Origin of the sequence: Virgibacillus sp. Bac330 (genome assembly GCF_003667845.1) — a bacterium.
GTDB classification, from domain to species: Bacteria; Bacillota; Bacilli; order Bacillales; family Amphibacillaceae; genus Virgibacillus; species Virgibacillus chiguensis.
Genome location: NZ_CP033048.1, coordinates 3,914,821 through 3,940,769, shown reverse-complemented (window position 1 = coordinate 3,940,769; position 25,949 = coordinate 3,914,821). Strand labels below are relative to the sequence as shown.

The following is a 25,949-nucleotide window of genomic DNA, read 5'->3' as shown; positions in this document are numbered from 1 at the left end:
AAAACTTAGCTAATCGCCAAGTATTTCTCGTTTTCCATTGCCAGTTTATATATCAAGATTTTTTACATATTGTGCATTTTCTTGGATAAAGTTACGTCTTGGTTCTACTTTATCACCCATGAGTACATCAAAAATTTGATCCGCATCGATTGCATCAGATAATTCTACCTGTAGTAATGTACGCGTATCAGGACTCATCGTCGTCTCCCAAAGCTGCGTCGCATTCATTTCTCCTAGACCTTTATATCTCTGTAATCCAGGCTTAGGCGCTTTTGGCAATTCTGCTAAGATTTGCTCCATTTCTTTATCATTGTATGCATAGTGAACAGCTTTTCCTTGCTGAACTTTATAAAGCGGTGGCTGAGCAATATATATATATCCATGCTCGATTAACGGTCGCATATATCGATAAAAGAAAGTAAGTAAGAGCGTACGAATATGAGCTCCATCTACATCCGCGTCTGTCATTAGAACTATTTTATGATAACGAGCTTTAGAAATATCGAAATCTTCGCCAATGCCTGTTCCTAATGCTGTAATAATGGAACGTACTTCATTGTTCGACAAGATTTTATCTAAACGTGCTTTCTCCACGTTTAAAATTTTTCCTCTTAAAGGTAAAATAGCTTGAAAATGCCGATCTCGACCTTGCTTTGCGGAACCTCCAGCTGAGTCTCCCTCTACAATGTACAATTCACTAATGGACGCATCCTTAGAAGCACAGTCTGCTAATTTCCCAGGTAAATTAGATACTTCTAAAGCGCCTTTTCTACGTGTTAATTCTCGTGCTTTTTTAGCTGCGTCACGTGCTCTAGAAGCCATTAATCCTTTTTCTACAATAATTTTAGCTACAGTAGGGTTTTCAAATAAAAACTTAGAAAATAGTTCACTAAAAACAGAATCTGTCACTGTTCGAACTTCACTATTTCCTAATTTCGTTTTCGTTTGTCCCTCAAATTGTGGATTTGGATGTTTAACAGAAACAATTGCTGTCAAACCTTCACGGACATCTTCCCCAGATAGATTTGGATCGTTTTCTTTAAATAGATTATTCTTTCTGGCATAGTCATTAATAACGCGGGTTAGCCCCGTCTTAAAGCCAGCTTCATGTGTACCACCTTCGTACGTATGAATATTATTCGCAAAGGAATATAAATTACTTGCAAACCCATCATTATATTGAAGTGCTATTTCTACAGCAATTCCTTGGTCTTCTCCTTCTGCGTAGAAAGGCTCATGCAGGGCTTCTTTTGTTTGATTAATAAACTCTACATAAGAACAAATACCACCTTCATAACAGTAGCTAACAGGCTCCTTATCCGTACGTTTATCTTCAATGGTTATTGTCAAACCTTTATTTAAAAATGCCAATTCACGAAGTCGCTGTACTAATGTATCAAAATCATATTCTGTCGTTTCATCAAAAATAGTGGGGTCTGGCGTAAAATGAACAATGGTACCAGTAATATCTGTCTCGCCAATAACCTTTATTTCCCCTTGAGGGACACCTTTTTCAAACCGTAAGAAATGAATGTTGTTGTCTCGGTGAACATAAACTTCTAAACTTGAAGAAAGGGCGTTTACGACGGAAGCACCAACACCATGGAGGCCTCCAGAAACCTTATAACCGCCACCGCCAAATTTACCGCCGGCGTGTAGTACGGTCATAATAACTTCTAACGCTGGTCTACCTGTTTTTTTCTGAATATCAACAGGTATTCCACGCCCATTATCTTTAACCGTAATGCTATTATCTTTTTCAATAAATACTTCAATGTGATCACAATAACCGGCTAAAGCTTCATCAATACTGTTGTCTACAATTTCCCATACGAGATGATGTAATCCCTTTTCACTTGTTGATCCAATGTACATTCCAGGTCGTTTTCGTACAGCTTCTAAACCTTCCAAAACTTGAATCTGGTCTGCATCATACGCCTGTTCCTTCATGACTTTATCTTCCATTGACATGTTCTCACTTCCATTTCTATACTTCTTCCGATTCCAATTCTTTTATATCATCTGAAAAATCATCAAGCTTACTAATCGTTGAAATCATACTTGCTCTTTTTTTCAGTGTAGATACAGATAAGGAGCTATAATAAATGCAATCTTTTGTTATCATGACGGATTTCGCTTCTTCCTGTGTACCTTCTAATTTTTTTTCTGTAGAAGCCGCTGCCATAAATTCTTCCATTATCGTTGATGATGAAATTAGATGGTAATCAATAATTGCAATAACATCATTGGAACGTATCACATGGTCATTTCCAATATGGATAAACATGACGATTCCCCCGTATTTAAGATTCTACTTTCCCATCCTTCACCCGAAAAATGGCTGCTTGGTTTAATGTTTCATGCTGAATACCATCTACACTTGTGGTGGAGACAAAGGTTTGTACCTTTCCTTGAATAGTTTCTAATAAATGGGACTGTCGGTAATCATCTAGTTCGCTTAAGACATCATCTAGCAGTAAGATCGGATATTCCCCGACTTCGTTATAAATTAATTCAATTTCCGCTAATTTAACCGCTAAAGCTGTCGTACGTTGTTGACCTTGTGAACCGTAAATTTGGACATTTTTATCATTCACATAAAATAATAAATCATCTCGATGGGGACCAATTAACGTTGTTCCTCGATCGATCTCTTTATCTTCAATTTCGCTAAATTTACGATTATATATATCTGCTATTTTTCCCTTATTCGCTTCTTCTGATACGTCTATTGTCGGATCGTAAGCAATATGCAACGTTTCTAACTGACGGCTTATACCATAATGAATTGGACTAGCCCATTTTCTTAGCAAAGTCAAAAAAACAAACCGCCTTTCTAATAAAGTTGCGGCATGTTCAATAAGCTGATCGGTTAAAACGTACAACATCGTTCGATCTTGGGTAGATTGTCGTTGTAATTGCTTTAATACGTGATTCCGCTGTTTAAGAATCTTTTGAAACTGGCCTAGATGATAAATATAGCGCGGTTGGATTTGACCTAGTTCCATGTCCATAAACCGTCTGCGAATTTGAGGTGCACCTTTGACAAGCGTTAAATCCTCTGGAGCAAACATTACGACATTAAAGGCTCCAATGTAGTCACTTAATTTCTTTTGCTCCATGCGATTTAATTTTGCCTTTTTCCCTTTTGCGGAAATGACAATTTCAAGCGGAAAAGACTGATTTCGTTTGGTCACTCTACCTTCTATTTTAGCATACTCTTCTTCCCATTTAACTAGTTCCTTTTCCCTGGGAGTACGATGGGATTTCGTAAACGCTAATAGGTAAATAGCCTCCATTAAGTTTGTCTTCCCTTGTGCATTTTCGCCTATAATCACATTAATTGCATGGTCAAAAGTCATATCTAGGCTTTCATAATTGCGATAATTTTTTAATTGGAGTTGTTGTATATGCATGTTTCATCCTCTTTATTCAGGAAATAGTTCGCTAGGTTTTACAGCCTCTTAGCTTGTAAAATAATGCAGGTTCATTATGGTGGAAGCTAAAACATTATTGTTGGTGGCAACTAACTATGAACGGTTTGAAAATATCTATTCTCGGTCCACTTGGAAACATCCAACTTCATCTATTTCTACCTTATCACCAGCATATAACTTTCTCCCACGACGATGTTCACGCTCGCCATTTACAAGTACACCTACATCTTGTAAATATGTTTTGACCATACCGCCAGAGTCTAAGACATTTATTAATTTTATAAATTGCCCCAATTGGATATATTCCGTTTGAATCATTATTTTCTCACACATTGTTTATCACTCATTTTCTTTTCTTAATAATGTTTTTTGTAATTTCTATTGCACGTTAACAGTCTTTTCAATATATAACGATGTAAAAGAATGACGCTCAATCTCTCATATTCCTATTTTACTAAAGATTTGCCTTTAAGGAAAGGTATCCTACTTCTTTTCTGAAATAAAGTCTCTGTAAGGCTTTAAATCTGTTTGTAAAAGCTGTTTGTAGCTTTATTCAGGTGTGAAATAACTTGTAAACCTTTTTTAACTATAGGAAAGCATAAAATTTGTTGCTTTGGCATACGGATTCAACGAAATAGACACGTACTGCTCCAGCGCCAAGCAACTAGGAGATTTCACTCCATTGCCCTACGATAAGTCACCATCGGTTCGTGCCTCACCATGATTCTTAAAACTTTAGTTCATTCGTTCCAGTCGCTACGTTGCTAACCGGGCGCCTGAACCTTTGTTCAATATCCTCTAATGCAAAGAAGCCAAACAATCTGTTTATAATTGTTCGGCTTCTTATTTCATCTGATTATCTATTGTTTAGTATGTGCGTACGGGTAAAATCAATTGGAGAATCGAATCATCTTCAACTGGTTGAATAATAAATGGGCGCATAGCACCTGTAAAAGCAATTTTTACTTCTTCATAATCAATTACTTTTAACGCATCAATCATATATTTTGAACTAAACGATATTTTTAAATCTTCACCTTCTATAGAGGAAATGGAAACTTCTTCCGTGACATTTCCTATTTCTGGATGGTTACTTGCAATTTCCACCATGTTATTGTTTTTCGTTGTTAAACGAACGACATTGTTTCGCTCTTCTTTAGCTAATAAAGATGCTCGATCGATCGTATGTAATAAATCTTTTGTACTTACATATAAGATCGTTTTACTCGCATCAGGAATTAAACGTGATGTTTCAGGGTAATTGCCATCAAGTAGTCTAGACAAAAATTGCAAATGCTTCGTACGGAATAAAATCTGGTTATTCGTTACACTGATTTGAATTTTTTCTTCGCTATCATCCATAATTTTATTTAATTCATTCAAACTTTTTCCTGGCACAACCACATTTGAAAATTCATTCGTCGTTTCTGTTACGGGAACGGTTCGTGAAGCTAAGCGATGACTATCTGTCGCTGAGAAAGTGAGTGTTTGATCAGCTAATCTCATATTCACTCCAGTTAAAATAGGTCTTGTTTCCATGGTTGATACAGCAAAAACAGTTTGTTTAATTAAGCTTTTTAAAAGGTCTATTGGGAGTTCAAAACTGTCATCTGTTTGTAATTTAGGTAGTTGTGGATATTCTGCTGCATCTTGTCCATTTAGATTAAATTCTGCTTTACCTGAGCGAATCGTTACTTTTAAACTTTCATCCACTTCTATTTCCACAATTTGTTCTGGAAGTTTGCGAACAATATCAGGAAAATATTTGGATTGAAGCACAATACTACCTTCTTCGATATGATCAACGTGAATAATTCCCTCTTCTTCAGCTGGAATATAAGATTCGATAGATATATCAGAGTCGCTTCCTGTTAATGTTATCCCATCTTTTCTTGCTTCCAACTTTATTCCCGATAAAATAGCGACAACTGGACGAGATGAAATAGCCTTCATGACGTTTTGTACGGCCGTCATTAGTTGATCTCGCTGTATAACAAATTTCATATATTTTTCCTCCTAATGGAAGTTTCCTATATATTTATGTTTACATTTTTGTACGTTTATTTCCTGCATACATATATATATTTATTAATAAAAAATAATAGTAATAATAATAAGGCCTGTTAGTATGTGGAAAACTAGGAAACATTCAACTCGTACAAGTTATTCACATGTGGATAACTTGTATATAAGTAAGTACCCCTTATGCACATTGTTAACAAGCCAAAATAAAGTAGCAATCCATTCTAGTGTTGAAAAAGGTGTTTAAGAAGATGCTTACCCTAAAGTTTTTTCTCAAGATAAGAAAGTATAAAATTTGATGCTATGGCGTAACCAAATAACTGAATGGGCTCCGGCCAGCTCCAACGCCTAGCAACTAGGCGATTTCACTCCATTGCTCTAAGCTAAGTCATCATCGGTTCGTTCTAAATAGGAAGGTCGACTAAAGACGGGCTCGCCGGAGGGCTACGAGTTCCACCATAAGGCTTGGCAATAAGCTAAGTCATCTGTAAGCATCAACACATGTTAAGAGAAATAGATTTGCATCTATCATGGACATTTAGTAGCTACTCTACATTGATTTTATTTGTTCTTTAAGCTCTTCTAATTCTTTAGCTAGCTGTGTATCTTTATCGATCAGTTTGGATATTTTTTCATGCGCATGAATGACGGTTGTATGGTCTCTTCCTCCAAATTCCTCTCCAATTTTAGGCAGAGAAGAGTCGGTCATTTCTCTTGATAAATACATAGCTATTTGACGAGGAAAAGCGATGGATTTTGTACGTTTTTTAGCTAAAAAATCTTCCAACCGAACATTGTATCTCTCGCCAACTATTTCTTGAATACTAGCAATGGTGACTACTTTTGGTTTATTACTAGGAATAATATCCTTTAAAGCATCTGCTGCAAGGGAAGCATCGATGTCTTGATTAACCAGCGATGAGTAGGCAACGATACGAATGAGTGCTCCTTCTAATTCACGGATATTTGTATCAATTTGGTTTGCAATATAGAGCATTACTTCATTGGGGATATCAAGACCTTCTGCTTTAGCTTTTTTAGTTAGAATAGCAATTCGAGTCTCCAAATCAGGTGGAGTAATATCCGTAATCAATCCCCATTCAAACCTTGATCGAAGTCGATCCTCCAGTGTAGGAATTTCTTTTGGAGGTCTGTCACTAGAGATAATAATTTGTTTGTTGTCATCATGCAGTGCATTAAATGTATGGAAAAATTCTTCCTGTGTTGATTCCTTCCCAGCAATAAATTGTATATCATCAATTAATAAAATATCTACATTGCGATACTTATTGCGAAAATTGACGGTCTTATTATCCATAATGGCGTTAATAAATTCATTGGTAAATTTTTCTGAAGACAAATAAACGACTTTAGCTTCCGGATTATGATCTTGCACGTAATGACCGATGGCATGCATCAAATGGGTTTTCCCTAAGCCAACTCCACCGTAGATGAATAAGGGGTTATATGCTTTTGCTGGCGCTTCGGCTACAGCTAAAGAAGCAGCATGTGCAAAACGATTACCAGCTCCGATAACAAATGTATCAAATGTGTATTTTGCATTTAACAAAGATTTAGAGTGATCATTAAGTTCGTTAGCTTTCCCTTGATTTGATGTAGGAGCAGATTCTGCATCTTTTGTCGTACTAGGAATAATAAACTTAGCTTCTATTTCAGCTCCAGTTATTTCTGTTAAGATTTCCGAAATAAGCCTCGTATATTGATTTTCTAACCAATCCCTAGCAAATTCATTGGGTGCAGAGACGATGAGCGTATTATTGTCCAAAGATTCTGCTTTGGTATTTTTTAACCACGTATCGAAGCTTGGCTTACTAATTTTTTCTTCTATCTTTTCAAGCGCTGCAGTCCATACTTCTTGTATATTTTCCAATCAGGAGTTCACTCCTTTCTAATAGTAGATAAATGATTCATTGATTGATCCGTATATAGCTGTTAACCAATCGAGTTGACGACAGAGAATGAAATATTTGTCATCTTGCTATGTTAGTAGCATATACATGACAGAAAAAGCCTCTCTCAATCTTATAGTCCATGTTCCATGAACAATTTTATAGATGGAAAGGCATATGGTAATCTCCATATCGTAATTTCTTGTCTGTGGATAAATATAAATGATCAATAAAAGGGAAAGATAGACTTATAAACGATATCCACATTGTTGTTGATAACCTTAAAAACAAGTATGTTTATAAGTATCCACACCTTATCCACAATCTGTGTATAAGTGTATTTGCTTTTTTTTATTTTCACAGGTTAAACACAAATATAATATCAGAAAAAAGCAAGAAGTGCAATGGTCTTTCGATGGTTATCCACAAAGTCTATAGCTTGTAGACAAAATTTATCCACACCACTATATTTTGTGAATGATTTGTCGATAATTGTTGTGGATAGGGAAGAGGGGGGATATATTTGCCAACAGAGGCTGTGGATATGTAAAAAAAATTCTGGGAAGATCATGAAGACTAATTTTTAGAAAAACAGAGAAGCACTCTATCGTAAAATGGACGCCTAGACGGACAAATACATTTGAAAGAGGTATTTCTCATAAAAGCTAGCGTACTGTTTTTCCGTATCGGTTATTTCTATATTTAATTTGTTTGTTTATAAAACTCAGTAAAGTGTATATAAATAGAGTGCTGGAATTTTAGCGGTTATAATTATGGCGAGAAAAACTTGGTACATATGTGGATATGTAAGGAAGTTTATTAAATGAAAGTGGAATTGAAGGCTTTCTCTATAAAGATTTTGTAAGAAGACAAGTTTTTCTAATAAGAACAAGTTGACAGATACCCTTATTTTTACGTATAATTACAAAGACTGTCTGATGACGGATTAAGAAATGGTATAATTCATCCCTTAGGGAGGTGCAAGATAAATGAAAAGAACGTTTCAACCTAATAATCGTAAACGTAAAAAAGTACACGGCTTCCGTACACGGATGAGCACGAAAAATGGTCGTAAAGTAATTGCTCGTCGTCGTCGTAAGGGTAGAAAAGTCTTGTCAGCATAGACCACTGAACCATCAGTGGTCTTTTTTTCACTAGTAGGAAAGTGTTTTATCGTATCAGAAAAACGATAGCGTTTTCTGCCACGGGCTGGTGACTAGCTAAGTTCTTCTAAATAAAATCGTAACATTGGTGAAGATTTTCTTTACATAGAATGAATGAATCTTCCATCCGCGTAGCAGTTTTTAATGTAGTAAAGGTGATCAATTTGAAGAAAGAATATCGAATTAAGAAAAATAGTGATTTTCAATATGCCTTTAAAGCAGGGAAATCCTTTGCAAACCGTCAGCTCGTTATTTATTATGTGAAGAAAGAGGGACAGTCGCATTTCCGAATGGGTCTATCAGTTGGTAAAAAAATTGGGAATGCAGTAACAAGAAATCGTATTAAGCGATATTTGCGACAGGCTTTTTTTGAGCTAAAGGACGACATTGCTTATCCATATGATATTGTTATCATTGCGAGACAGCCAGCTAAGCAAATGACCTTTTCGGAGATCAAAAAAAGTTTAACCCATTTGTTATATAAAGAACATTTGTTAAAAAATCACTAAATTTAATATAGAATCTTCCCCTTATTTAAGTTAAAATAACGATAGGTGACAGAAAACTTGTCTTTTAGGAATGTATAAAAATTTTTTGGTTTATCGTATAAGAAAAATGACAGCTTTCGCTATAAAGAATTGGCGATAAGTCTAGTTTTTTAATATAGAGTTAGGAGGAAATGTGTTGCGTAAAAAGTTTTGGTTGCTAGTGGCACTTATTGGTTTACTGGCAATTTTATCTGGTTGTACAGAAGTAAACGAGCCGATTACGAGTGAAAGTGAAGGAATTTGGAACCAGTACTTCGTATATCCAATTTCATGGCTTATCACTTATTTTGCAGAATTATTTAATGAAAATTATGGACTGGCAATCGTTCTCGTAACAATTATTGTTCGTTTATTACTGTTGCCACTAAATGTGAAACAATTAAAAAGCTCGAAGGCGATGCAAGATATTCAGCCAAAGATGAAAGAGCTGCAGCAAAAATATAGTTCTAAAGATGCGAATACGCAGCAAAAGTTGCAACAGGAGACCATGGCTTTATTCCAAAAGCATGGTGTAAATCCCCTTGCTGGTTGCTTACCGATTTTCGTTCAAATGCCAATTTTAATTGGGATGTATCATGCGATTATGCGAACAGAAACGATTAAAACACATAGCTTTTTATGGTTCCAATTAGGGGAACCAGATCCATTTTTTATTTTACCATTAATTGCTGGTGGGGCGACATTCCTACAGCAAAAGTTGATGATGGCAGGAAGTCCTGCTGCGCAAAATCCGCAAATGATGGTTATGCTTTATGTTATGCCTATCATGATCGGTGTCTTTGCTATTTTCTTCCCGTCTGCTTTAGCGTTATACTGGGTAGTAGGGAATATCTTTATGGTTGCTCAAACGTTATTTATTCGTAAGCCAATGATGGCTGCAAATAATGGAGGAGACAAAAAGTGAGAGAAATAACTGCTAGTGGACAAACAGTTGAAGAAGCGGTCCAGGCAGCTTTAGAGCAGTTAAAAACAACCAGGGACCACGTTGAAGTTGATGTCATTGATGAAGGTAAAAAGGGATTGTTCGGCGTATTTGGTACGAAACGTGCTTACGTTAAAGTCAAAATCGTTGAAAATCCAATTGAAAAAACGGAAAAATATTTGCAGCAAATATTAGAACAAATGAATGTTTCTGCAACGGTGCAGACGACTGTAACAGATCATCATGTTACGTATGAAGTAACAGGCGATGATATTGCTTTATTGATTGGTAAAAGAGGTCAGACGTTAAATGCGCTACAATATTTGTTGCATCTGGCAATGAACAAAAATGCTTCTGAATTTTACACAGTCACATTGGATGCAGAAGGATACCGAGAACGTCGTAAAGAAACATTAGAAGCGTTGGCGAACAGAATGGCAGATAAAGCAGTTCGCTTAAATAAAAAGGTAGCTTTAGAGCCAATGCCTGCTTTTGAAAGAAAAATTATTCATAACGTACTACAGGAAAATAAAGCCATTACTACTTATTCTGACGGTAATGAACCACATCGACATATTGTTATTCAACCGTAAAAGTAACGCTATACATCCTATCTAGCTGAAAAACTAGATAGGATTTTTTATTGGTCTAGAAAATGATAAAATTTTTAAGATATGGATAAAATTACTAATTTATTTAGCCACATCCGGCACAACGTCCAGCAACTAGGCGACTTCACTCCATTGACCTAAAATAAGTCATCATCGGTTCGTTCTAAATAGGAAGCCCGACTAAAGACGGGGTAGCTGGAGGGCGCCGGCATACTCCTGTTGCAGGAGCATGATTCCTAAAACTTTCGTTGATTCGCTCCACTCGCTACGTTGCTAACCCGGGCGCCCCGATCCTTTGTTCTTTACACGTACCCAATGCTTGTCAAGATTGTGAAAAAAGAAAGTTGAGTTTTAATTAGATATCCACATGTGCATAATCTTATGGGAAAAAGAAATGAAAAAAAGGTTGTGGATAACTGTGTTTTGTGCTATTCTGTTAAGTTAGTGACGATAAAAAAATGCACTTCATATAGATATTCCATGTATAGGTTGGAGGTGATTAGCAATGGAAACAGATACAATTACAGCTATTTCAACACCAATTGGTGAAGGAGCAATTGCAATTGTTCGTTTAAGCGGTCCTGAGGCTATTTCCATCACAGCTAATGTTTTTAAAGGAAAAAATTTAGGTGATGTGGCTTCACATACAATACATTACGGGAAAATAATCGATCCTGAGACAAAAGAGGTTGCTGAGGAAGTTATGGTTTCCGTTATGCGAGCACCAAAAACGTTTACCCGCGAAGATGTTGTAGAAATTAATTGTCACGGGGGTATGGTTGCGGTTAACCGTGTATTGGAAATTATTTTAAGCCAAGGAGCTAGACTAGCTGAGCCTGGTGAATTTACGAAACGTGCTTTTTTACATGGGAGAATTGATTTATCGCAAGCCGAAGCAGTGATGGATCTTATCCGAGCGAAAACAGACAAAGCCATGTCCGTTGCATTAAAGCAGATGGACGGTCGCTTATCTGCGCTTATTCGTCGTTTACGTCAAGATTTGTTGGAAACAGTGGCACATGTAGAGGTTAACATTGATTATCCAGAATACGATGACGTCGAAGAAATGTCCCATGATATGATGCGCACGAAATCAAAAGAAGTGTATAAAGAAGTCGTTGAGCTTCTACAAGTGGCGAAACAAGGGAAGATTTTACGAGAAGGTTTAGCAACAGCGATTATAGGACGGCCAAATGTTGGCAAGTCGTCCCTAATGAATACACTTGTTCAAGAGAATAAAGCAATTGTTACAGAAGTTCCAGGAACGACTCGCGATATTATTGAAGAATATGTTAGTGTAAGAGGGGTTCCTTTACGGTTAGTAGATACCGCTGGGATTCGTGAAACAGAAGACATTGTGGAAAAAATTGGCGTAGAACGATCTCGTCAAGTTCTAAAAGAATCGGATTTAATTTTATTTGTACTAAACTATAATGATGTGCTATCAGAAGAAGATGAAAAGTTATTTAAAGCAATAGAAGGCTTAGATTACATCGTTATTATTAATAAAACGGATTTAGAGCAAAAATTAGATTTAGACCGTGTTTATGAATTGGCTGCAGAAAAACCAATTGTTATTACTTCCTTGGTGAAAGAAGAAGGGGTAAATGAATTAGAAGAAGCCATCGCAAAAACTTTTTTCGCTGGTGATATTGATACGGGCGACCTCACATATGTTTCGAACGTCCGCCATATTCAACTGCTGAAACAAGCCAAACAAGCATTAGAAGATGCGATGGAAGGCTTAGAACTTGGACTACCGTTAGATGTTGTACAAATAGATGTAACAAGAACGTGGGAATTACTAGGTGAAATCATCGGGGATACTGCAAGTGACAGCCTTATTGATCAGCTTTTCTCACAATTTTGTCTCGGAAAATAAAGTTACTTTAATTTAGAAAGGATGAGACCAATGACTTATGATGCAGGACATTATGATGTAGTCGTGGTCGGTGCAGGTCACGCAGGTGTAGAGGCTGGGCTTGCGGCTGCTAAAATGGGAGCAAAAACATTAATGCTCACACTTAATTTAGATATGATCGCATTTATGCCATGTAATCCATCTATTGGAGGACCAGCAAAAGGGATTGTTGTAAGGGAAATTGACGCACTAGGTGGTGTCATGGGTAAAGTGATTGATAAAACGCATATTCAAATGCGTTTGCTAAATACAGGAAAAGGGCCTGCCGTTCAAGCGCTTCGGGCGCAAGCAGATAAACCTATGTATATTAAGGAAATGAAAAATATTGTAGAGAATGAGAAAAACCTTACATTGCGCCAAGGAATGGTAGATCGTTTAGTAGTTGAAGATGGTGTCTGTAAGGGAGTTGTTACCGAAACCAATGCTTTCTATCGTGCAGAAACCGTCATTATTACGACAGGAACGTTTATGCGAGGGAAAGTGCTTATGGGAGATTTGGAATATGAAAGTGGTCCAAATAATCAACGACCAACGATTAAATTGTCCGAAAACCTAGAAGAACTAGGTCTTGAAATTACGCGTTTTAAAACAGGTACACCTCCACGTGTAAATAGCCATACGATTGATTATTCAAAAACAGAAATCCAGCCGGGAGATGAGACACCCCGCAGTTTTTCATATGAAACAACAGAATATATTACAGATCAAATTCCATGCTGGTTAACGTATACGAATGAATTCACGCATGAAATTATCAATGAGAACCTCTCCCTTTCTGCTATGTATTCTGGAATGAAACGGGGAACAGGTCCGAGATATTGTCCGTCTATTGAGGATAAAATTGTCCGCTTTAACGACAAGCCTCGCCATCAAATTTTCTTAGAGCCAGAAGGAAGAGATACAGAAGAAGTGTATGTACAAGGGCTATCGACTTCTTTACCTGAATCTGTACAGCATGGCATGGTAAGAAGTGTAGAAGGGTTAGAGCATGCTGAAATTATGCGAGCGGGCTATGCGATTGAATATGATGCAATTGTACCAACACAGCTATGGCCGACACTGGAAACAAAGAAAATCCCCGGTTTATTTACGGCGGGGCAAATTAATGGTACTTCTGGTTATGAAGAGGCAGCAGCTCAAGGGATTATGGCTGGTATTAATGCCGCTGCAAAAGTATTGGGGAAAGATCCAGTCATTTTAGATCGATCACAAGCTTATATTGGTGTGCTTATAGATGATTTAGTGACAAAAGGAACAAATGAACCGTATCGACTATTAACATCTCGTGCAGAGTATCGCTTACTATTAAGACATGACAATGCTGACTTTCGTATGACAGAGCTAGGCTATGAGCTAGGCTTAATTACGGAAGAGCGTTATGCTGCATTTAAGGAAAAATATCGCCTCGTAGAAGAAGAAAAGAAACGATTGCAAAAATTAATCATTAAGCCTACAGAGGAAGTAAATGCATTTTTAGAAACAGCTGGGGCATCAAAGATGAAAGAAGCTGTAAAAGCATATGATCTTTTAAAGCGACCAGAGCTGTCGTATGACTTATTAGCACCAATTATTCATGCTGATCCGTCACTTCCACATGATGTTACGGAACAAGTCGGTATTCAAATTAAATATGAGGGATATATTAAAAAGGCGAATGATCAAGTGGCACGCATGCTGAAAATGGAAGAAAAGAAAATACCAGAAGATATTGATTATGATGCAATTAGTGGTATAGCTACAGAAGCGAAAGAGAAGCTAAAAAAAGTCCGTCCACTCTCTGTCGGGCAAGCATCGCGTATTTCTGGAGTAAACCCAGCTGATATATCTATTTTAGTTGTTTATATGGAGCAAGGAAATATAGCGCGTCTGGCTAATTAATGATAGTAAGCAGATTTAGCTTATAAGTAGCTAAGTCTGCTTTTATCTACATAAGGAGTAGAAGCATGAACCGAGAACAATTCTTTCAAGTATTAGAGGAAAAAGGAATAAAGTTAACCACATATCAAAAGGAACAATTTTCCATTTATTTTTCAACATTAATTGAATGGAACGAAAAAATCAACTTAACTGGTTTAACGGAGGAAGCCGATGTTTATTTAAAACATTTTTATGATTCCATCAGTGCAGCATTTTATTTTGATTTCAAACAAGTACAATCAATTTGTGATGTTGGTGCAGGGGCAGGTTTTCCTAGTATTCCGTTAAAAATTTGCTTTCCACATTTACAAATTACTATTGTTGATTCATTGAAGAAGCGAATTGGATTTTTAAATGAATTATCCACTGCTTTGTCGTTAGAAAAAGTCGCCTTTTATCATGACCGAGCGGAAAACATGGGTAAAAATGCATCTTTTCGGGAAACTTTTGACGTAGTAACTGCAAGGGCGGTTGCTCGTATGTCTGTATTAAGTGAACTTTGTTTACCTCTTACAAAAAAACAAGGAACTTTTTTGGCAATGAAAGGCGCAAAAGCAGGGGAGGAGATAGAATTAGCTAAGCCTGCGATTGAGGTTTTGGGTGGGGAATTAAAACAAATGTACACGTTTACGTTGCCTGAGGAAGATAGTGAACGCTCTATTATTGAAATATATAAAGCAAGGAAAACACCTAAAAAATATCCACGAAAAGCTGGACTTCCAAATAAAGAGCCAATTGAATGAGTGTGATTCACGCTTCTAATGGTTAGGATCTATCCTGGATAGAAGGTGTTGTAAGGCTCCCGCTGTATGAATGGAAGGAAAGTCAAAATGGGGGATAGCAGCATCTTCATTGCTCTAGCAATGAAGGGATGAAAAAATCCGGCTGATGAATGAGTATTTTTCCTAATATATATATGGTAAAATAAAGCCATATACGTGTTTGTGACCAAGTAATAATTTCGTATAGCGCTAGCAGTTTGCTGCTGCGTTTTTTCTTATACGGCTACTTTTATATATAGAGCCGAAGCGCTATTTTAAATTATAATTCTGCTTCGTAAATGATCGAATGATAAGAAAAGATTATATAGATTAAATATTCAATTTATTCGTTCAGTAAGATATATATTTTTTCGCTTACTCTATCTATCTTCTATTTAAACAAGAAAAGGAGATAGAGAGAAACAAGTTTCGCTTTATAAGCGCTTTTCCTGTGCTATAATATTTATAGTTATTCCATATAGAATGTTCCACGTGAAACATTTTATATTTTATACATAGATCATATTATAATAGTAAAATAGAGGTGGTGTGGGATTATGGTGAAGCCCTTTAACCGTTTTTTTGGAATCGGTGATAAACCTGAACAGGAAAATGCTTCCGATTCAGGTATAGATATTCACTCCAATGAAGTGATACAGATCCCTGTTAAAAATATAAAACCTAATCGTTATCAGCCTAGGTCTATTTTTAGTGAAGAAAAGATAAAAGAACTTGCTCAAACGATACAAACACATGGTATGATCCAACCAATTATCGTTAGGCATTTGGATGAAAATGACCAGGCAGAACAACATTATGAAATTATTGCTGGGGAAAGAAGATGGCGAGCGGTGGAGTCCTTAGGATGGGAACATATTTCTGCTATTGTCAAAGAAATGACGGACACAGAGACTGCTTCCGTTGCCCTTATAGAGAATTTACAACGTGAGGAACTAACTGTTATCGAAGAGGCAACAGCGTATGCGCAACTATTAGAAATTCATGATTTAACCCAAGAAGCGCTTGCTCAACGATTAGGAAAAAACCAATCAACCATTGCAAATAAGTTACGATTACTTAAATTGCCGCAAGCAGTTCAAGAAGCATTGCTAGGAAAATATATCACAGAGAGGCATGCTCGAGCCCTCATTAAATTAAGTGATGAAGAGGAACAAATTAAATTATTACAAGAAATCATTGAAAATCATTTAAATGTAAAGCAAACCGAAGATAAAATAGCAAAAATAAATGAGCGGAAAGAAAAACCCGCAAAAAGGAATACAGCTAAACGAAAAGGTTTTAATAAGGATATTCGTATTGCAATGAATACGATACGTCAATCCCTTAACATGGTTTCTGATACAGGTGTTGAAGTTGAGTCTGATGAACAAGATTTAGAAGATTATTACCAAATCACGATTAAAATTCCAAAGAAGAAATAATTCATTTATATATTTAAGTTTAATGGTCACCGTATCGTTTCAGAGAAGGATCATACTTATACTATAGGAAAATATAAGATCCTTTGATTTATAATATAAGAAAACTGGCTCCTCCATAGAAATTTGATGGTAAGCCAGTTTTTCTACAGGTAACCCATCTCTACAAAGGTGGGTGTTTTTCACTATTTACGTTTATTGTAAAAGAAAAATGACGGTGTTTTTATGGCAAACCATGTATTTCTTAAGAATTATGTATCTACTAAAATTACGAATCGCTAACAAAATTAAAATTAGTCAGCTATTTAGAAGAAAAAATGATAAAATAGATAGTATATCGTTTTAGGTAGGTGTCAACATGGGAAAAATAATGTCCATCGCTAACCAGAAAGGTGGCGTAGGAAAAACAACATCATCTGTTAATTTAAGTGCTTGTTTAGCACATTTAGGAAATAAGGTTCTTCTTGTAGATGTAGACCCGCAAGGTAACGCTACGAGTGGAACAGGTGTAAATAAAGCAGATGTAAAACATTGTATTTATAATGTCCTTGTAGAAGATTTACCTGCGGAAGAAGTATGTATTTCTACAACGATTGACAATTTAGATATTATACCTGCTACTATCCAATTAGCTGGGGCAGAGATAGAGTTGGTGCCAACAATATCTAGAGAAATACGGCTTAAAAAATCATTAGAGAATCTGAAGCTAGACTATGATTACATTATCATTGATTGCCCTCCATCACTTGGGTTATTGACTTTAAATGCACTAACTGCTTCTGACTCTGTCATTATTCCAGTACAATGTGAGTATTACGCATTGGAAGGGCTAAGTCAGTTGCTAAACACCATTAGACTAGTACAAAAGCATCTTAATAAAACACTTATGATTGAAGGAGTGTTATTAACTATGCTTGATGCTAGAACCAATTTAGGCTTACAAGTTATTGAAGAAGTGAAAAAATATTTTCAAGACAAAGTCTATCAAACAATAATTCCAAGAAATGTAAGATTAGGAGAAGCTCCAAGTCATGGTTTGCCAATTATTACTTATGATGCAAAGTCAAAAGGTGCAGAAGTATATCTTGAGTTAGCGAAGGAAGTGATAGCCAATGGCGAAAGGGTTAGGTAAAGGAATTAATGCTTTCTTTCCAGAGGTTGAGGAAAAACAAGATGATGTTATTGAGGAAATTGCTATTTCTGAGTGCCGTCCAAATCCATATCAGCCTCGAAAAACTTTTCACGCAGACGCTATTGAAGAGTTAAAAGAATCTATTCTTGAGTACGGTATTATTCAGCCTTTGATTGTTCGAGCGAGCATTAAAGGCTATGAAATTGTCGTAGGAGAAAGAAGATATCGTGCAGCTAAAGAGGCAGGACTAGATAAGATACCAGTCATTATTAAAGACTTAACCGATGATAAAATGATGGAACTGGCTTTATTGGAAAACTTGCAGCGAGAGGATTTAACTCCTATCGAAGAGGCCCATGCGTATGCTAACTTAATGAACGAATTAAACATTACACAGGAAGAATTATCGAAACGGTTAGGAAAAAGTAGATCACACATCGCTAATATGGTACGATTGCTTTCTTTACCTGAGTCCGTTATTGCCTACATAAATAATGGAGAGCTTTCCATGGGGCATGGGCGTGCTATACTGGGTCTGAAGGATAAAACAAAAGTTCAAGCCTTAGTACAAAAAATACGAAAAGAAAAATTAAATGTAAGACAGGTAGAAAAATTGATCGTTCAATTGAACGAAAAGCCTGTAAAACAAAAAGAAAAACCAAAGAAAGATGTATTTATTCAAGAGAGAGAAACGTTTCTTAGAGAAAGGTTTGGAACTGCTGTAACCATTCAACGTGGCAAACGGAAAGGTAAAATTGAGATAGAATTTTATAACGATAACGATTTACAGCGTATTATTGATACGCTTGAAAATGAATAGTTCCTGTTTTTAGAGTTGTTTCTGACTAGGATAACATTAGAAATAAGTAGAGACTGACAATATTGTCAGTCTTTCGTTTTACATTATACGAAAGTATAAAATTTCAGGGGTTATAATATAAGAAAAACGATGCCATTCGCCATAAGACTTGGCGACAAGCCAAATTTTTCTAAAATGTAATCACTTTGTTGAAAGGCACTAGATAAGAGAAGACATTTTTTTCGTAAATCAATATACGTGAGCTATAATTATATTTTCCTACAATCGTGATTTCATATAAATGTAAGTTACATACAAATGTTTCACGTGAAACAGTGACATATTAAAATAGGGGAGGCGGACAAAATAGCTTTATATGGTACCATTATAAATGGAATTCTAATTATCATTGGCAGCTTACTAGGTTTAGTATTCACTAAAATCCCAGATCGGTATAAAGAGACTGTCATGCAAGGAATCGGTTTAGCTGTCATATTAATTGGTTTGCAAATGGCTTTTGTCACGGAACAAATTATTGTGGTTTTACTAAGCTTACTGATGGGAGCTGTTCTAGGAGAATGGCTTCGCTTAGAAGACCGTTTAAATCAATTAGGAAAATGGGTTGGCAATCAATTAGGTTCTAAAGAAGATGATACACGAGTTTCGCAAGGTTTTGTTACAGCCTCTTTAATATTTGTCATTGGTGCAATGGCCATTATTGGAGCGTTAGATAGTGGATTGCGAGGAGATCATGAAGTTTTAATAACAAAAGGTATATTAGATGGCTTTGTCTCCTTAGTATTGACGACAACGTTAGGATTTGGGGTTATATTATCAGTTATTCCTGTACTATTATATCAAGGTTCTATTGCTCTATTAGCGACACAAATCGAGGGAATCATTCCTAAAGCATATTTGGATGGTTTCATCACGGAAGTAACAGCAGTAGGTGGCTTATTAATTGTAGCAATTGGACTAAATCTATTAAATATTACATCTATAAGAATAGGAAATCTATTACCAGCTGTTATAATGGTAGGCTTCGTTTACTCTGTATATCTACTATTTTTGTAACATAGTTAGATTCCTATAGCTGAAAAAGTCTTGTTTTCTAAATACTATAAACTAAAAAATCTTATACATTCCTATAGTGAACAAAAGGATTAGGTGTGCATAGCCTATCCCTTTTGTTCCATCTATAGTCCATATGTATGGGAGACGAGTACCATCGATTACGAGAAAAATTGCCCAATCAATGAATCTCTGACTCCTGCATCAGCGCTCGTCATGGCTTCATAAAGAAAACGATTTTGATATGGTCGTTGAAACCACAGCTGGCATTCTTTTTCTATATGTTAAACGTTGATCTACTTCATCTAAAAGGTCGGCAATTAATTTGGCCATTGCCATAACAATTTGCAGTCTCGTATTTTGTAAAACAGCGTACTCCATAAATCCACTCACATTAACAACACCAGTAAGATGAGCATCTCCTATAGCAGGAAGCGGTTTATTTAATGCTGCACCAGGTTTAATAGGTCCTTTTCCTGCAATGATTTTTCCTACAGAATGTTGCTTTCCTAAACAAGCATCAATGGCTATTATAAAAGGATGTCGGTATGATGTCTCAATTTGATGTAGATAATCTTGTAAATTGACAGCATGAACGGGGTTATCCAACGTGCCATAGACAGAAATATGCCTCGGTTTCTTCTCAGAAAACAAACTCCCAACAAGTGGTCCTAAAGCATCTCCTGTAGAACGGTCTGTCCCAATAGATACAACTACATATTCCCGTGGTGTCGGAGGGAGAAGTGCTAAAAAACGGTTTAGCATATTCAAATGGAATTCCGGATCTGTATAGTGCATACGGAATTGATCTTGATTATCCAATAATTTGTTTTTAAAAATCATAGCTTATCCTCCAAAGACATATTGGTATAGTATACGGATATTTTCCTGAATCTATACGTAGATGATTAAAATAAATGGAGGAAAAGAGATGATACGAGCAGGGATGCAATGGATGTTTTTAATTATTGGCACAACGATTGGAGCAGGGTATGCTTCAGGAAGAGAATTATGGCAATTTTTTGGGCATGAAAGTGGACTAGCTATTGTGTTATTTGCCTGTTTTTTTACTATTTGCTGTATAGGCATTATGAATGTAAGCTACACACGAAAGTCTACCCACTACTTACCAGTTCTGCGAGATATTGTAGGTGTGAAATTAACCAAAGTGTATGACGTGATGATTTTTATTTATTTGTTTACAACTACTGTTATTATGATTGCTGGTAGTGGTGCAACATCGCAAGCGTTTAATTACCCTTACTGGTGGGGAATAAGTATAATAATTGTTGCGCTTATACTACTATTTTTAAAAGGAGTGAACGGCCTCCTATCTATCAACCAATTTATATTACCAATATTATTAACAGGGCTTGTGTTTGTTCTATTATGGTTTACAGTCGATCAAAAATTGGATCTTTTTTCACATTGGCATGAACAACGAAATTGGATGGCCGCATTCCCTTTTACGGCATTAAATATTCTTCCGCTAATTGCTGTCTTGGGAGCCATCGGACATAAAGTACAATCAAAACAAGAAATATGGATTGCTTCTATTGGCAGTGGGCTTACACTTGGAGTTATTTCGTTTATTTACAATAATAGTTTAATTCAAATTGCTGATGAAGTACTAGTATATGAGATTCCATTATTTGCTATTATGAAGAACTATCCATTACAAATGCTCGTTTTTATGAGTATATTATTATGGTTTGCTATTTTTACCACAGCTGCTTCAGGAATACTTGGCATTGTGAGCCGTATACAAGACTATGTCAAGCAGCCATTATGGTTGATTGTTTGCTTGACCTTGGTTACAATGATTCCATTAACAGCTCTCGGTTTTTCAACTTTAATTCAATATTTATACCCCATTTACGGTATATTAAATTTATACGTATTAACGCGATTATTATTTCTCCCTTTTTGGGATAAATTGGAAAAACTAAAAATATAGATTTTGATAAGGCATGGGAGGCTTAGGATGAATTTAACGCAAAGTACAGTAGAAGAAAATGTAGAAAAAGAAGTAGATAATTTTCATAAACTGATGAATGATGCATGGGATTATTTAACAGGTGCTGATTTATGGTTTTCAGTTGGAAAAGGTATGCTGCAAATTATACTTATTCTCGTATTATCTCTAATGGTCATTCGTATTTCTCGGAAAGTAGTGGACCGGTTATTTAAGAAGCGGGATAAAGGCCCCCTTCGCATTACGGAACGTCGGGAAAACACATTAAAAAAATTAATTAAAAATGTAATTGCATATGTGGTTTATTTTATCGCACTCCTTATGATTTTAGATGGTGTGTTTGGTCTGCAAGTAGGGGCATTAATTGCTGGTGCAGGTGTCGCTGGTTTAGCAATTGGTTTTGGTGCGCAAAATTTAGTCAGAGACATTATCTCAGGATTTTTCATTATTTTTGAAGACCAATTTTCTGTAGGCGATTATGTTGGTGTCGCAGGTATTGAAGGAACGGTGGAAGAAATCGGTTTAAGAACAACGAAAGTATTAAGCTGGACAGGTGAAATGCATATTTTACCAAATGGTAATGTCACCCAAGTTATCAATTATTCCGTTCATAATGGGTTAGCAATCGTAGATATTAATGTACCTTATGAGAGTAGTGTCGATGACGCAGAGCGCTTAATAAATGAAGTTGCTGTTACACTACCAGATAAATATGATTTTGTTGTAGGAACCCCAGAAATTATTGGTGTGCAAAATTTAGAAGCGTCTCATTTTGTAATTCGTGTCATTGCAGAAACATTACCTGGTTTTCAATGGGCTGCAGAAAGAAATATTCGCCGTGATATGCAACATTACCTTTATCGATCAGGAATTGAAATACCTTCTCCAAGAATCGTGATGTATTCTCGGGACCAGAAGCAAGAATTATTGGATTATAGCCAAAGGAAACAGTTTCATGATAGCTCGAGTAATCGAACAGGATATCCGGATCTTGAATCGCATGGCGAACAGTCCCCACAAAGGGAAGGCGATGAATAAGCAAAATAATTATAAATAGAAAAACCGATGGGGAGGCACAGATTTTCTATTAAGGAACGAGCCAATAAGAAATATTGATCTGTTACTGTCGTGTATTCTTATTATCTTCATAAACACTAATTTACCGATTAAAAAGAGTAAAATTTTGAATCGCTAATCCTAGCGTAGCATTTGCTTATTATACATGTTAAGGTTTAGATAGTTCATCTTACAATGATAAATAATGAAGGAGAACAGGGTAATGGAAGGAAAAGAATTTGCACTACATGATGTCGTACAAATGAAAAAGCCACATCCATGTGGCGACAACCGTTGGCGAATTATACGGATGGGAATGGATATCCGTATTAAATGTTTGGGCTGTAATCATAGTGTTATGATCCCGCGTAAACAATTTGAGAAAAAAATGAAAAAAATACTGAAAAAAGCAGAGGAATAAGTACGGATATAAAAGGAAAAAGAAATTTTTTCATGTGTAAAGAAATAGCGATGACCGTGTTAAAATGGTATAATTAAGATTAAAGATAAAGAGAAAATGAAATTTAATAGGGTAAAGTGTAAAAGTAGGCAGCTATTTCTGTCTACTTTTACTTTTAGTTAGCTTGTCATTTGATTGGCTTGTATCTATAATGAAAAGGACAAACGCGTCATATGAATGGAATCCTTAAGGAGTGAAATAGGCATGTCTTTAACAGCAGGAATTGTCGGTCTTCCAAACGTCGGTAAGTCCACGTTATTTAATGCAATTACCCAAGCTGGAGCAGAAGCAGCAAACTATCCGTTTGCGACCATAGATCCAAACGTAGGAATTGTAGAAGTACCAGACAAACGCTTAAATAAATTAACAGAATTAGTAAAACCAAAAAAGACAGTACCGACAACATTTGAGTTTACAGATATTGCAGGTATTGTAAAAGGCGCAAGTAAAGGGGAGGGATTAGGTAACCAGTTTTTATCTCATATTCGTCAAGTAGATGCTATTTGCCAAGTCGTCCGTTGCTTTGATGATGAGAATATTACGCATGTATCTGGAAAAGTCGACCCAGTTGAAGATATGGATATTATTAATTTGGAATTAATTCTTGCAGATTTGGAAACGGTGAACAAACGATTCCAACGTGTGGAGAAATTAGCTAGGCAAAAGGAAAAATCTGCTGTTGCAGAATTTGACGTATTAAGTAAATTGAAGACAGGATTAGAAGAAGAACAACCAGTTAGAGCAATGGAGTTTAATGAAGAACAATGGAAAATTGTTAAAGGGCTACATTTGCTTACAAGTAAGCCAACGCTTTATGTAGCTAATGTAAGTGAAGAAGAAGTAGCAGATACAGATGCCAATGAGCATGTTCAAAAAGTAAAAGCATATGCAGAAAAAGAAAATGCAGAAGTGATTGTCGTTTGTGCAAAAATAGAAGAAGAGATTTCCGAATTAGATGAAGAAGAAAAAGCCATGTTCTTGGACGATTTAGGTATTACAGAATCGGGTCTGGACAAGCTGATTAAAGCCTCTTATCATTTATTAGGATTGGCGACATATTTTACAGCGGGAGAACAAGAAGTTCGTGCTTGGACGTTCCGTAAAGGGATGAAAGCACCGCAAGCTGCTGGAATCATTCATACTGATTTTGAACGTGGTTTTATCCGTGCTGAAACGGTGTCCTACGATGATTTAGTAGCAGCTGGATCTATGACAAAAGCGCGGGAAAATGGAAAGGTACGGTTAGAAGGGAAAGATTACATCGTTCAAGATGGCGATGTTATCCACTTCCGATTTAATGTGTAAACGTAAAACAGGATCTCTCGAAAAACTTGTCATTTGTAAGATGATTTGGTATAATACACTATCGTGAGTAATTAAATTTTATGAATTACTCCTTGCTCTCATGACGACATTATTTACCGTCGAATATTGGGAGCCGCTAAGTCCAAAAGGAGGTGCTACGGATGAGAAAATACGAAATCATGTACATCATCCGCCCAGACATGGAAGAAGAAGCGCAGACATCTTTAATAGAGCGTTTCAATGGTATTCTTACTGATAATGGTGCGGAGATTGAAAAAGTTGATGAAAAAGGCAAAAAACGCCTAGCTTATGAAATCAATGACTATCGTGATGGGTATTATGTAATCATTAACTTCAGCAGTGATGATCAAGCTATTAACGAGTTTGACCGTCTAGCAAAGTTTTCTGATGATATTATTCGTCATATTGTCGTTCGAGAAGATGATCAATAATAAGGAGTGGTTCGGATGTTAAATCGTGTCGTACTTGTCGGCAGGTTAACGAAGGATCCTGATTTACGTTACACCCCAAGTGGCGTAGCAGTTGCCAATTTCACACTTGCGGTAAACCGTCCATTTTCCAATCAACAGGGGAACCGTGAAGCAGATTTTATTAACTGTGTCGTTTGGCGTAGAGCAGCGGAAAACCTGGCGAATTATATGAATAAAGGTAGCATGGTTGGTGTGGATGGACGAGTGCAAACACGCCGATTTGAAGGCCAAGATGGAAAAACAGTATTTGTTACTGAAATAGTGGCAGAAAGTGTTCAATTTTTGGAAACAAAAGGTTCTTCTCAGGGCGGGGGACAAGGTGCATCAGGATTTCAACCAAACAGAAACCAAGGTCAATTCGAACCGCAATCCAACCCATATGAACAAAGTCAAAGTCAAAATCAAAATAACAAGGAAAATCCATTTCAAAATAATGGAGAACCTATTGAAATATCAGATGATGATTTACCATTTTAATTAAAAGGAGGTCATATTGATGGCAGCTCGTCGCGGTCGTGCAAAACGTCGTAAAGTGTGTTATTTTACAGCGAACGGAATTACACACATTGACTATAAAGATGTTGACTTGCTAAGACGTTTTATTTCTGAACGTGGAAAAATTCTTCCTCGTCGTGTAACTGGAACTTCTGCAAAATATCAACGTAAACTAACGAAAGCAATCAAACGTGCTCGTACAATGGCTTTATTGCCATATGTGGCTGAGTAATCATAAAAAACCATCTTTTGCTACTTGCAGAAGATGGTTTTTTTAACAGCCTAAATTGTAAAATTATTATTGATTATAGTATAAGAAAAACGAAGGCTATCGCTAGGAGACTTGGCGGCAAGCCTTCGTTTTTCTACACATTATAAAATGTTTTTAAACCGTAAATTATCGCTCTATTTATTTGCTGATAACTGATTTATTTCTAGGCTTTAATAGTGAGTAGCGTATGCAAGAAAACAATACAGACCACAGTTTTATTTGACTTACATAAAAAAATGGAAG

25 protein-coding genes are annotated in these 25,949 nt (G+C 36.2%); 18 read left to right on the top strand and 7 right to left on the bottom strand.

What is annotated here, in order from left to right; translation table 11 throughout:
- Positions 1-45: 45 nt before the first annotated feature.
- From gyrB to dnaA, 6 genes are all read right to left on the bottom strand, one after another.
- Positions 46-1,971, bottom strand: a complete 1,926-nt coding sequence (gene gyrB / locus D9780_RS18310; protein ID WP_121641121.1) for a DNA topoisomerase (ATP-hydrolyzing) subunit B — start codon at positions 1,969-1,971, stop codon at positions 46-48.
- Positions 1,972-1,987: 16 nt separating this feature from the next.
- Positions 1,988-2,287 (bottom strand): extracellular matrix regulator RemB, encoded by a 300-nt coding sequence (gene remB / locus D9780_RS18305; protein ID WP_073010576.1) that lies wholly within the window; start codon positions 2,285-2,287, stop codon positions 1,988-1,990.
- Between the two features lie 16 nt (positions 2,288-2,303).
- Positions 2,304-3,416: a DNA replication/repair protein RecF gene (gene recF, locus D9780_RS18300; RefSeq protein WP_121641120.1), complete on the bottom strand. Its 1,113-nt coding sequence runs from the start codon at positions 3,414-3,416 to the stop codon at positions 2,304-2,306.
- A gap of 135 nt (positions 3,417-3,551) precedes the next feature.
- Entirely contained in the window at positions 3,552-3,770 is a 219-nt protein-coding gene (yaaA, locus tag D9780_RS18295; RefSeq protein ID WP_121641119.1) for a S4 domain-containing protein YaaA, read from the bottom strand.
- A 534-nt stretch (positions 3,771-4,304) separates the two neighbouring features.
- Positions 4,305-5,441 carry a DNA polymerase III subunit beta gene (gene dnaN, locus D9780_RS18290; protein ID WP_121641118.1) on the bottom strand — a complete coding sequence of 379 codons (1,137 nt, stop codon included), beginning with the start codon at positions 5,439-5,441 and terminating at the stop codon, positions 4,305-4,307.
- A gap of 568 nt (positions 5,442-6,009) precedes the next feature.
- Positions 6,010-7,350, bottom strand: a complete 1,341-nt coding sequence (gene dnaA, locus D9780_RS18285) for a chromosomal replication initiator protein DnaA (RefSeq protein WP_073010565.1) — start codon at positions 7,348-7,350, stop codon at positions 6,010-6,012.
- 1,008 nt (positions 7,351-8,358) lie between these two features.
- On the opposite strand from dnaA, the gene rpmH reads away from it, so the two are divergent.
- The 11 genes from rpmH (at position 8,359) to D9780_RS18230 (ending at position 19,656) form a co-directional block, all read left to right on the top strand.
- Positions 8,359-8,493: a 50S ribosomal protein L34 gene (rpmH, locus tag D9780_RS18280; protein WP_050350585.1), complete on the top strand. Its 135-nt coding sequence runs from the start codon at positions 8,359-8,361 to the stop codon at positions 8,491-8,493.
- A 203-nt stretch (positions 8,494-8,696) separates the two neighbouring features.
- Positions 8,697-9,041, top strand: coding sequence for a ribonuclease P protein component (gene rnpA / locus D9780_RS18275; protein WP_073010562.1), 345 nt, complete (start codon positions 8,697-8,699; stop codon positions 9,039-9,041).
- 175 nt (positions 9,042-9,216) lie between these two features.
- Positions 9,217-9,984: a YidC family membrane integrase SpoIIIJ gene (spoIIIJ, locus tag D9780_RS18270; protein WP_073010559.1), complete on the top strand. Its 768-nt coding sequence runs from the start codon at positions 9,217-9,219 to the stop codon at positions 9,982-9,984.
- Complete coding sequence (jag, locus tag D9780_RS18265; protein ID WP_073010556.1) at positions 9,981-10,595, top strand: RNA-binding cell elongation regulator Jag/EloR; 615 nt, start codon at positions 9,981-9,983, stop codon at positions 10,593-10,595. Before spoIIIJ ends, jag begins: the two co-directional genes overlap by 4 nt.
- A 523-nt stretch (positions 10,596-11,118) precedes the next feature.
- Positions 11,119-12,495 carry a tRNA uridine-5-carboxymethylaminomethyl(34) synthesis GTPase MnmE gene (gene mnmE / locus D9780_RS18260; protein WP_121641117.1) on the top strand — a complete coding sequence of 459 codons (1,377 nt, stop codon included), beginning with the start codon at positions 11,119-11,121 and terminating at the stop codon, positions 12,493-12,495.
- A gap of 30 nt (positions 12,496-12,525) precedes the next feature.
- Positions 12,526-14,412: a tRNA uridine-5-carboxymethylaminomethyl(34) synthesis enzyme MnmG gene (gene mnmG, locus D9780_RS18255; protein ID WP_073010551.1), complete on the top strand. Its 1,887-nt coding sequence runs from the start codon at positions 12,526-12,528 to the stop codon at positions 14,410-14,412.
- Positions 14,413-14,477: 65 nt separating this feature from the next.
- On the top strand, positions 14,478-15,194 hold the full coding sequence (gene rsmG / locus D9780_RS18250) for a 16S rRNA (guanine(527)-N(7))-methyltransferase RsmG (protein WP_121641116.1): 717 nt from the start codon (positions 14,478-14,480) through the stop codon (positions 15,192-15,194).
- 575 nt (positions 15,195-15,769) lie between these two features.
- Complete coding sequence (noc, locus tag D9780_RS18245; protein WP_121641115.1) at positions 15,770-16,654, top strand: nucleoid occlusion protein; 885 nt, start codon at positions 15,770-15,772, stop codon at positions 16,652-16,654.
- Positions 16,655-17,009: 355 nt separating this feature from the next.
- Entirely contained in the window at positions 17,010-17,783 is a 774-nt protein-coding gene (locus D9780_RS18240; protein WP_121641114.1) for a ParA family protein, read from the top strand.
- Positions 17,764-18,603, top strand: coding sequence for a ParB/RepB/Spo0J family partition protein (locus D9780_RS18235; protein WP_073010541.1), 840 nt, complete (start codon positions 17,764-17,766; stop codon positions 18,601-18,603). Before D9780_RS18240 ends, D9780_RS18235 begins: the two co-directional genes overlap by 20 nt.
- A 345-nt stretch (positions 18,604-18,948) precedes the next feature.
- The gene (locus tag D9780_RS18230) at positions 18,949-19,656 is read left to right on the top strand and encodes a DUF554 domain-containing protein (RefSeq protein WP_121641113.1); all 708 of its coding nucleotides are present in this window, start codon (positions 18,949-18,951) and stop codon (positions 19,654-19,656) included.
- 219 nt (positions 19,657-19,875) lie between these two features.
- On the opposite strand, the gene yyaC is transcribed toward D9780_RS18230, so the two are convergent.
- On the bottom strand, positions 19,876-20,496 hold the full coding sequence (gene yyaC / locus D9780_RS18225; RefSeq protein WP_121641112.1) for a spore protease YyaC: 621 nt from the start codon (positions 20,494-20,496) through the stop codon (positions 19,876-19,878).
- 88 nt (positions 20,497-20,584) lie between these two features.
- On the opposite strand from yyaC, the gene D9780_RS18220 reads away from it, so the two are divergent.
- From D9780_RS18220 to rpsR, 7 genes are all read left to right on the top strand, one after another.
- On the top strand, positions 20,585-21,610 hold the full coding sequence (locus D9780_RS18220) for a YkvI family membrane protein (protein ID WP_121641111.1): 1,026 nt from the start codon (positions 20,585-20,587) through the stop codon (positions 21,608-21,610).
- Between the two features lie 27 nt (positions 21,611-21,637).
- A complete protein-coding gene (locus D9780_RS18215; RefSeq protein ID WP_121641110.1) occupies positions 21,638-22,666 on the top strand; it encodes a mechanosensitive ion channel family protein in 1,029 nt (342 codons plus the stop codon).
- A 241-nt stretch (positions 22,667-22,907) separates the two neighbouring features.
- Positions 22,908-23,105, top strand: a complete 198-nt coding sequence (locus D9780_RS18210) for a DUF951 domain-containing protein (protein ID WP_121641109.1) — start codon at positions 22,908-22,910, stop codon at positions 23,103-23,105.
- Between the two features lie 243 nt (positions 23,106-23,348).
- The gene (gene ychF, locus D9780_RS18205; protein WP_073010526.1) at positions 23,349-24,449 is read left to right on the top strand and encodes a redox-regulated ATPase YchF; all 1,101 of its coding nucleotides are present in this window, start codon (positions 23,349-23,351) and stop codon (positions 24,447-24,449) included.
- A gap of 161 nt (positions 24,450-24,610) precedes the next feature.
- Complete coding sequence (rpsF, locus tag D9780_RS18200; RefSeq protein WP_121641108.1) at positions 24,611-24,901, top strand: 30S ribosomal protein S6; 291 nt, start codon at positions 24,611-24,613, stop codon at positions 24,899-24,901.
- A 15-nt stretch (positions 24,902-24,916) separates the two neighbouring features.
- Positions 24,917-25,417, top strand: a complete 501-nt coding sequence (gene ssb, locus D9780_RS18195; protein WP_073010520.1) for a single-stranded DNA-binding protein — start codon at positions 24,917-24,919, stop codon at positions 25,415-25,417.
- Between the two features lie 19 nt (positions 25,418-25,436).
- Entirely contained in the window at positions 25,437-25,667 is a 231-nt protein-coding gene (gene rpsR, locus D9780_RS18190) for a 30S ribosomal protein S18 (protein ID WP_050350602.1), read from the top strand.
- Positions 25,668-25,949 lie beyond the last annotated feature (282 nt).

Bases quoted from the DNA above. Each gene is read 5' to 3' on its own strand.
- gyrB (WP_121641121.1), bottom strand. From the start codon at position 1,971: ATGTCAATGGAAGATAAAGTCATGAAGGAACAGGCGTATGATGCAGAC.
- remB (WP_073010576.1), bottom strand. From the start codon at position 2,287: ATGTTTATCCATATTGGAAATGACCATGTGATACGTTCCAATGATGTT.
- recF (WP_121641120.1), bottom strand. From the start codon at position 3,416: ATGCATATACAACAACTCCAATTAAAAAATTATCGCAATTATGAAAGC.
- yaaA (WP_121641119.1), bottom strand. From the start codon at position 3,770: ATGTGTGAGAAAATAATGATTCAAACGGAATATATCCAATTGGGGCAA.
- dnaN (WP_121641118.1), bottom strand. From the start codon at position 5,441: ATGAAATTTGTTATACAGCGAGATCAACTAATGACGGCCGTACAAAAC.
- rpmH (WP_050350585.1), top strand. From the start codon at position 8,359: ATGAAAAGAACGTTTCAACCTAATAATCGTAAACGTAAAAAAGTACAC.
- mnmE (WP_121641117.1), top strand. From the start codon at position 11,119: ATGGAAACAGATACAATTACAGCTATTTCAACACCAATTGGTGAAGGA.
- mnmG (WP_073010551.1), top strand. From the start codon at position 12,526: ATGACTTATGATGCAGGACATTATGATGTAGTCGTGGTCGGTGCAGGT.
- rsmG (WP_121641116.1), top strand. From the start codon at position 14,478: ATGAACCGAGAACAATTCTTTCAAGTATTAGAGGAAAAAGGAATAAAG.
- noc (WP_121641115.1), top strand. From the start codon at position 15,770: ATGGTGAAGCCCTTTAACCGTTTTTTTGGAATCGGTGATAAACCTGAA.
- D9780_RS18240 (WP_121641114.1), top strand. From the start codon at position 17,010: ATGGGAAAAATAATGTCCATCGCTAACCAGAAAGGTGGCGTAGGAAAA.
- D9780_RS18235 (WP_073010541.1), top strand. From the start codon at position 17,764: ATGGCGAAAGGGTTAGGTAAAGGAATTAATGCTTTCTTTCCAGAGGTT.
- yyaC (WP_121641112.1), bottom strand. From the start codon at position 20,496: ATGATTTTTAAAAACAAATTATTGGATAATCAAGATCAATTCCGTATG.
- D9780_RS18220 (WP_121641111.1), top strand. From the start codon at position 20,585: ATGATACGAGCAGGGATGCAATGGATGTTTTTAATTATTGGCACAACG.
- D9780_RS18215 (WP_121641110.1), top strand. From the start codon at position 21,638: ATGAATTTAACGCAAAGTACAGTAGAAGAAAATGTAGAAAAAGAAGTA.
- D9780_RS18210 (WP_121641109.1), top strand. From the start codon at position 22,908: ATGGAAGGAAAAGAATTTGCACTACATGATGTCGTACAAATGAAAAAG.
- ychF (WP_073010526.1), top strand. From the start codon at position 23,349: ATGTCTTTAACAGCAGGAATTGTCGGTCTTCCAAACGTCGGTAAGTCC.
- rpsF (WP_121641108.1), top strand. From the start codon at position 24,611: ATGAGAAAATACGAAATCATGTACATCATCCGCCCAGACATGGAAGAA.
- ssb (WP_073010520.1), top strand. From the start codon at position 24,917: ATGTTAAATCGTGTCGTACTTGTCGGCAGGTTAACGAAGGATCCTGAT.
- rpsR (WP_050350602.1), top strand. From the start codon at position 25,437: ATGGCAGCTCGTCGCGGTCGTGCAAAACGTCGTAAAGTGTGTTATTTT.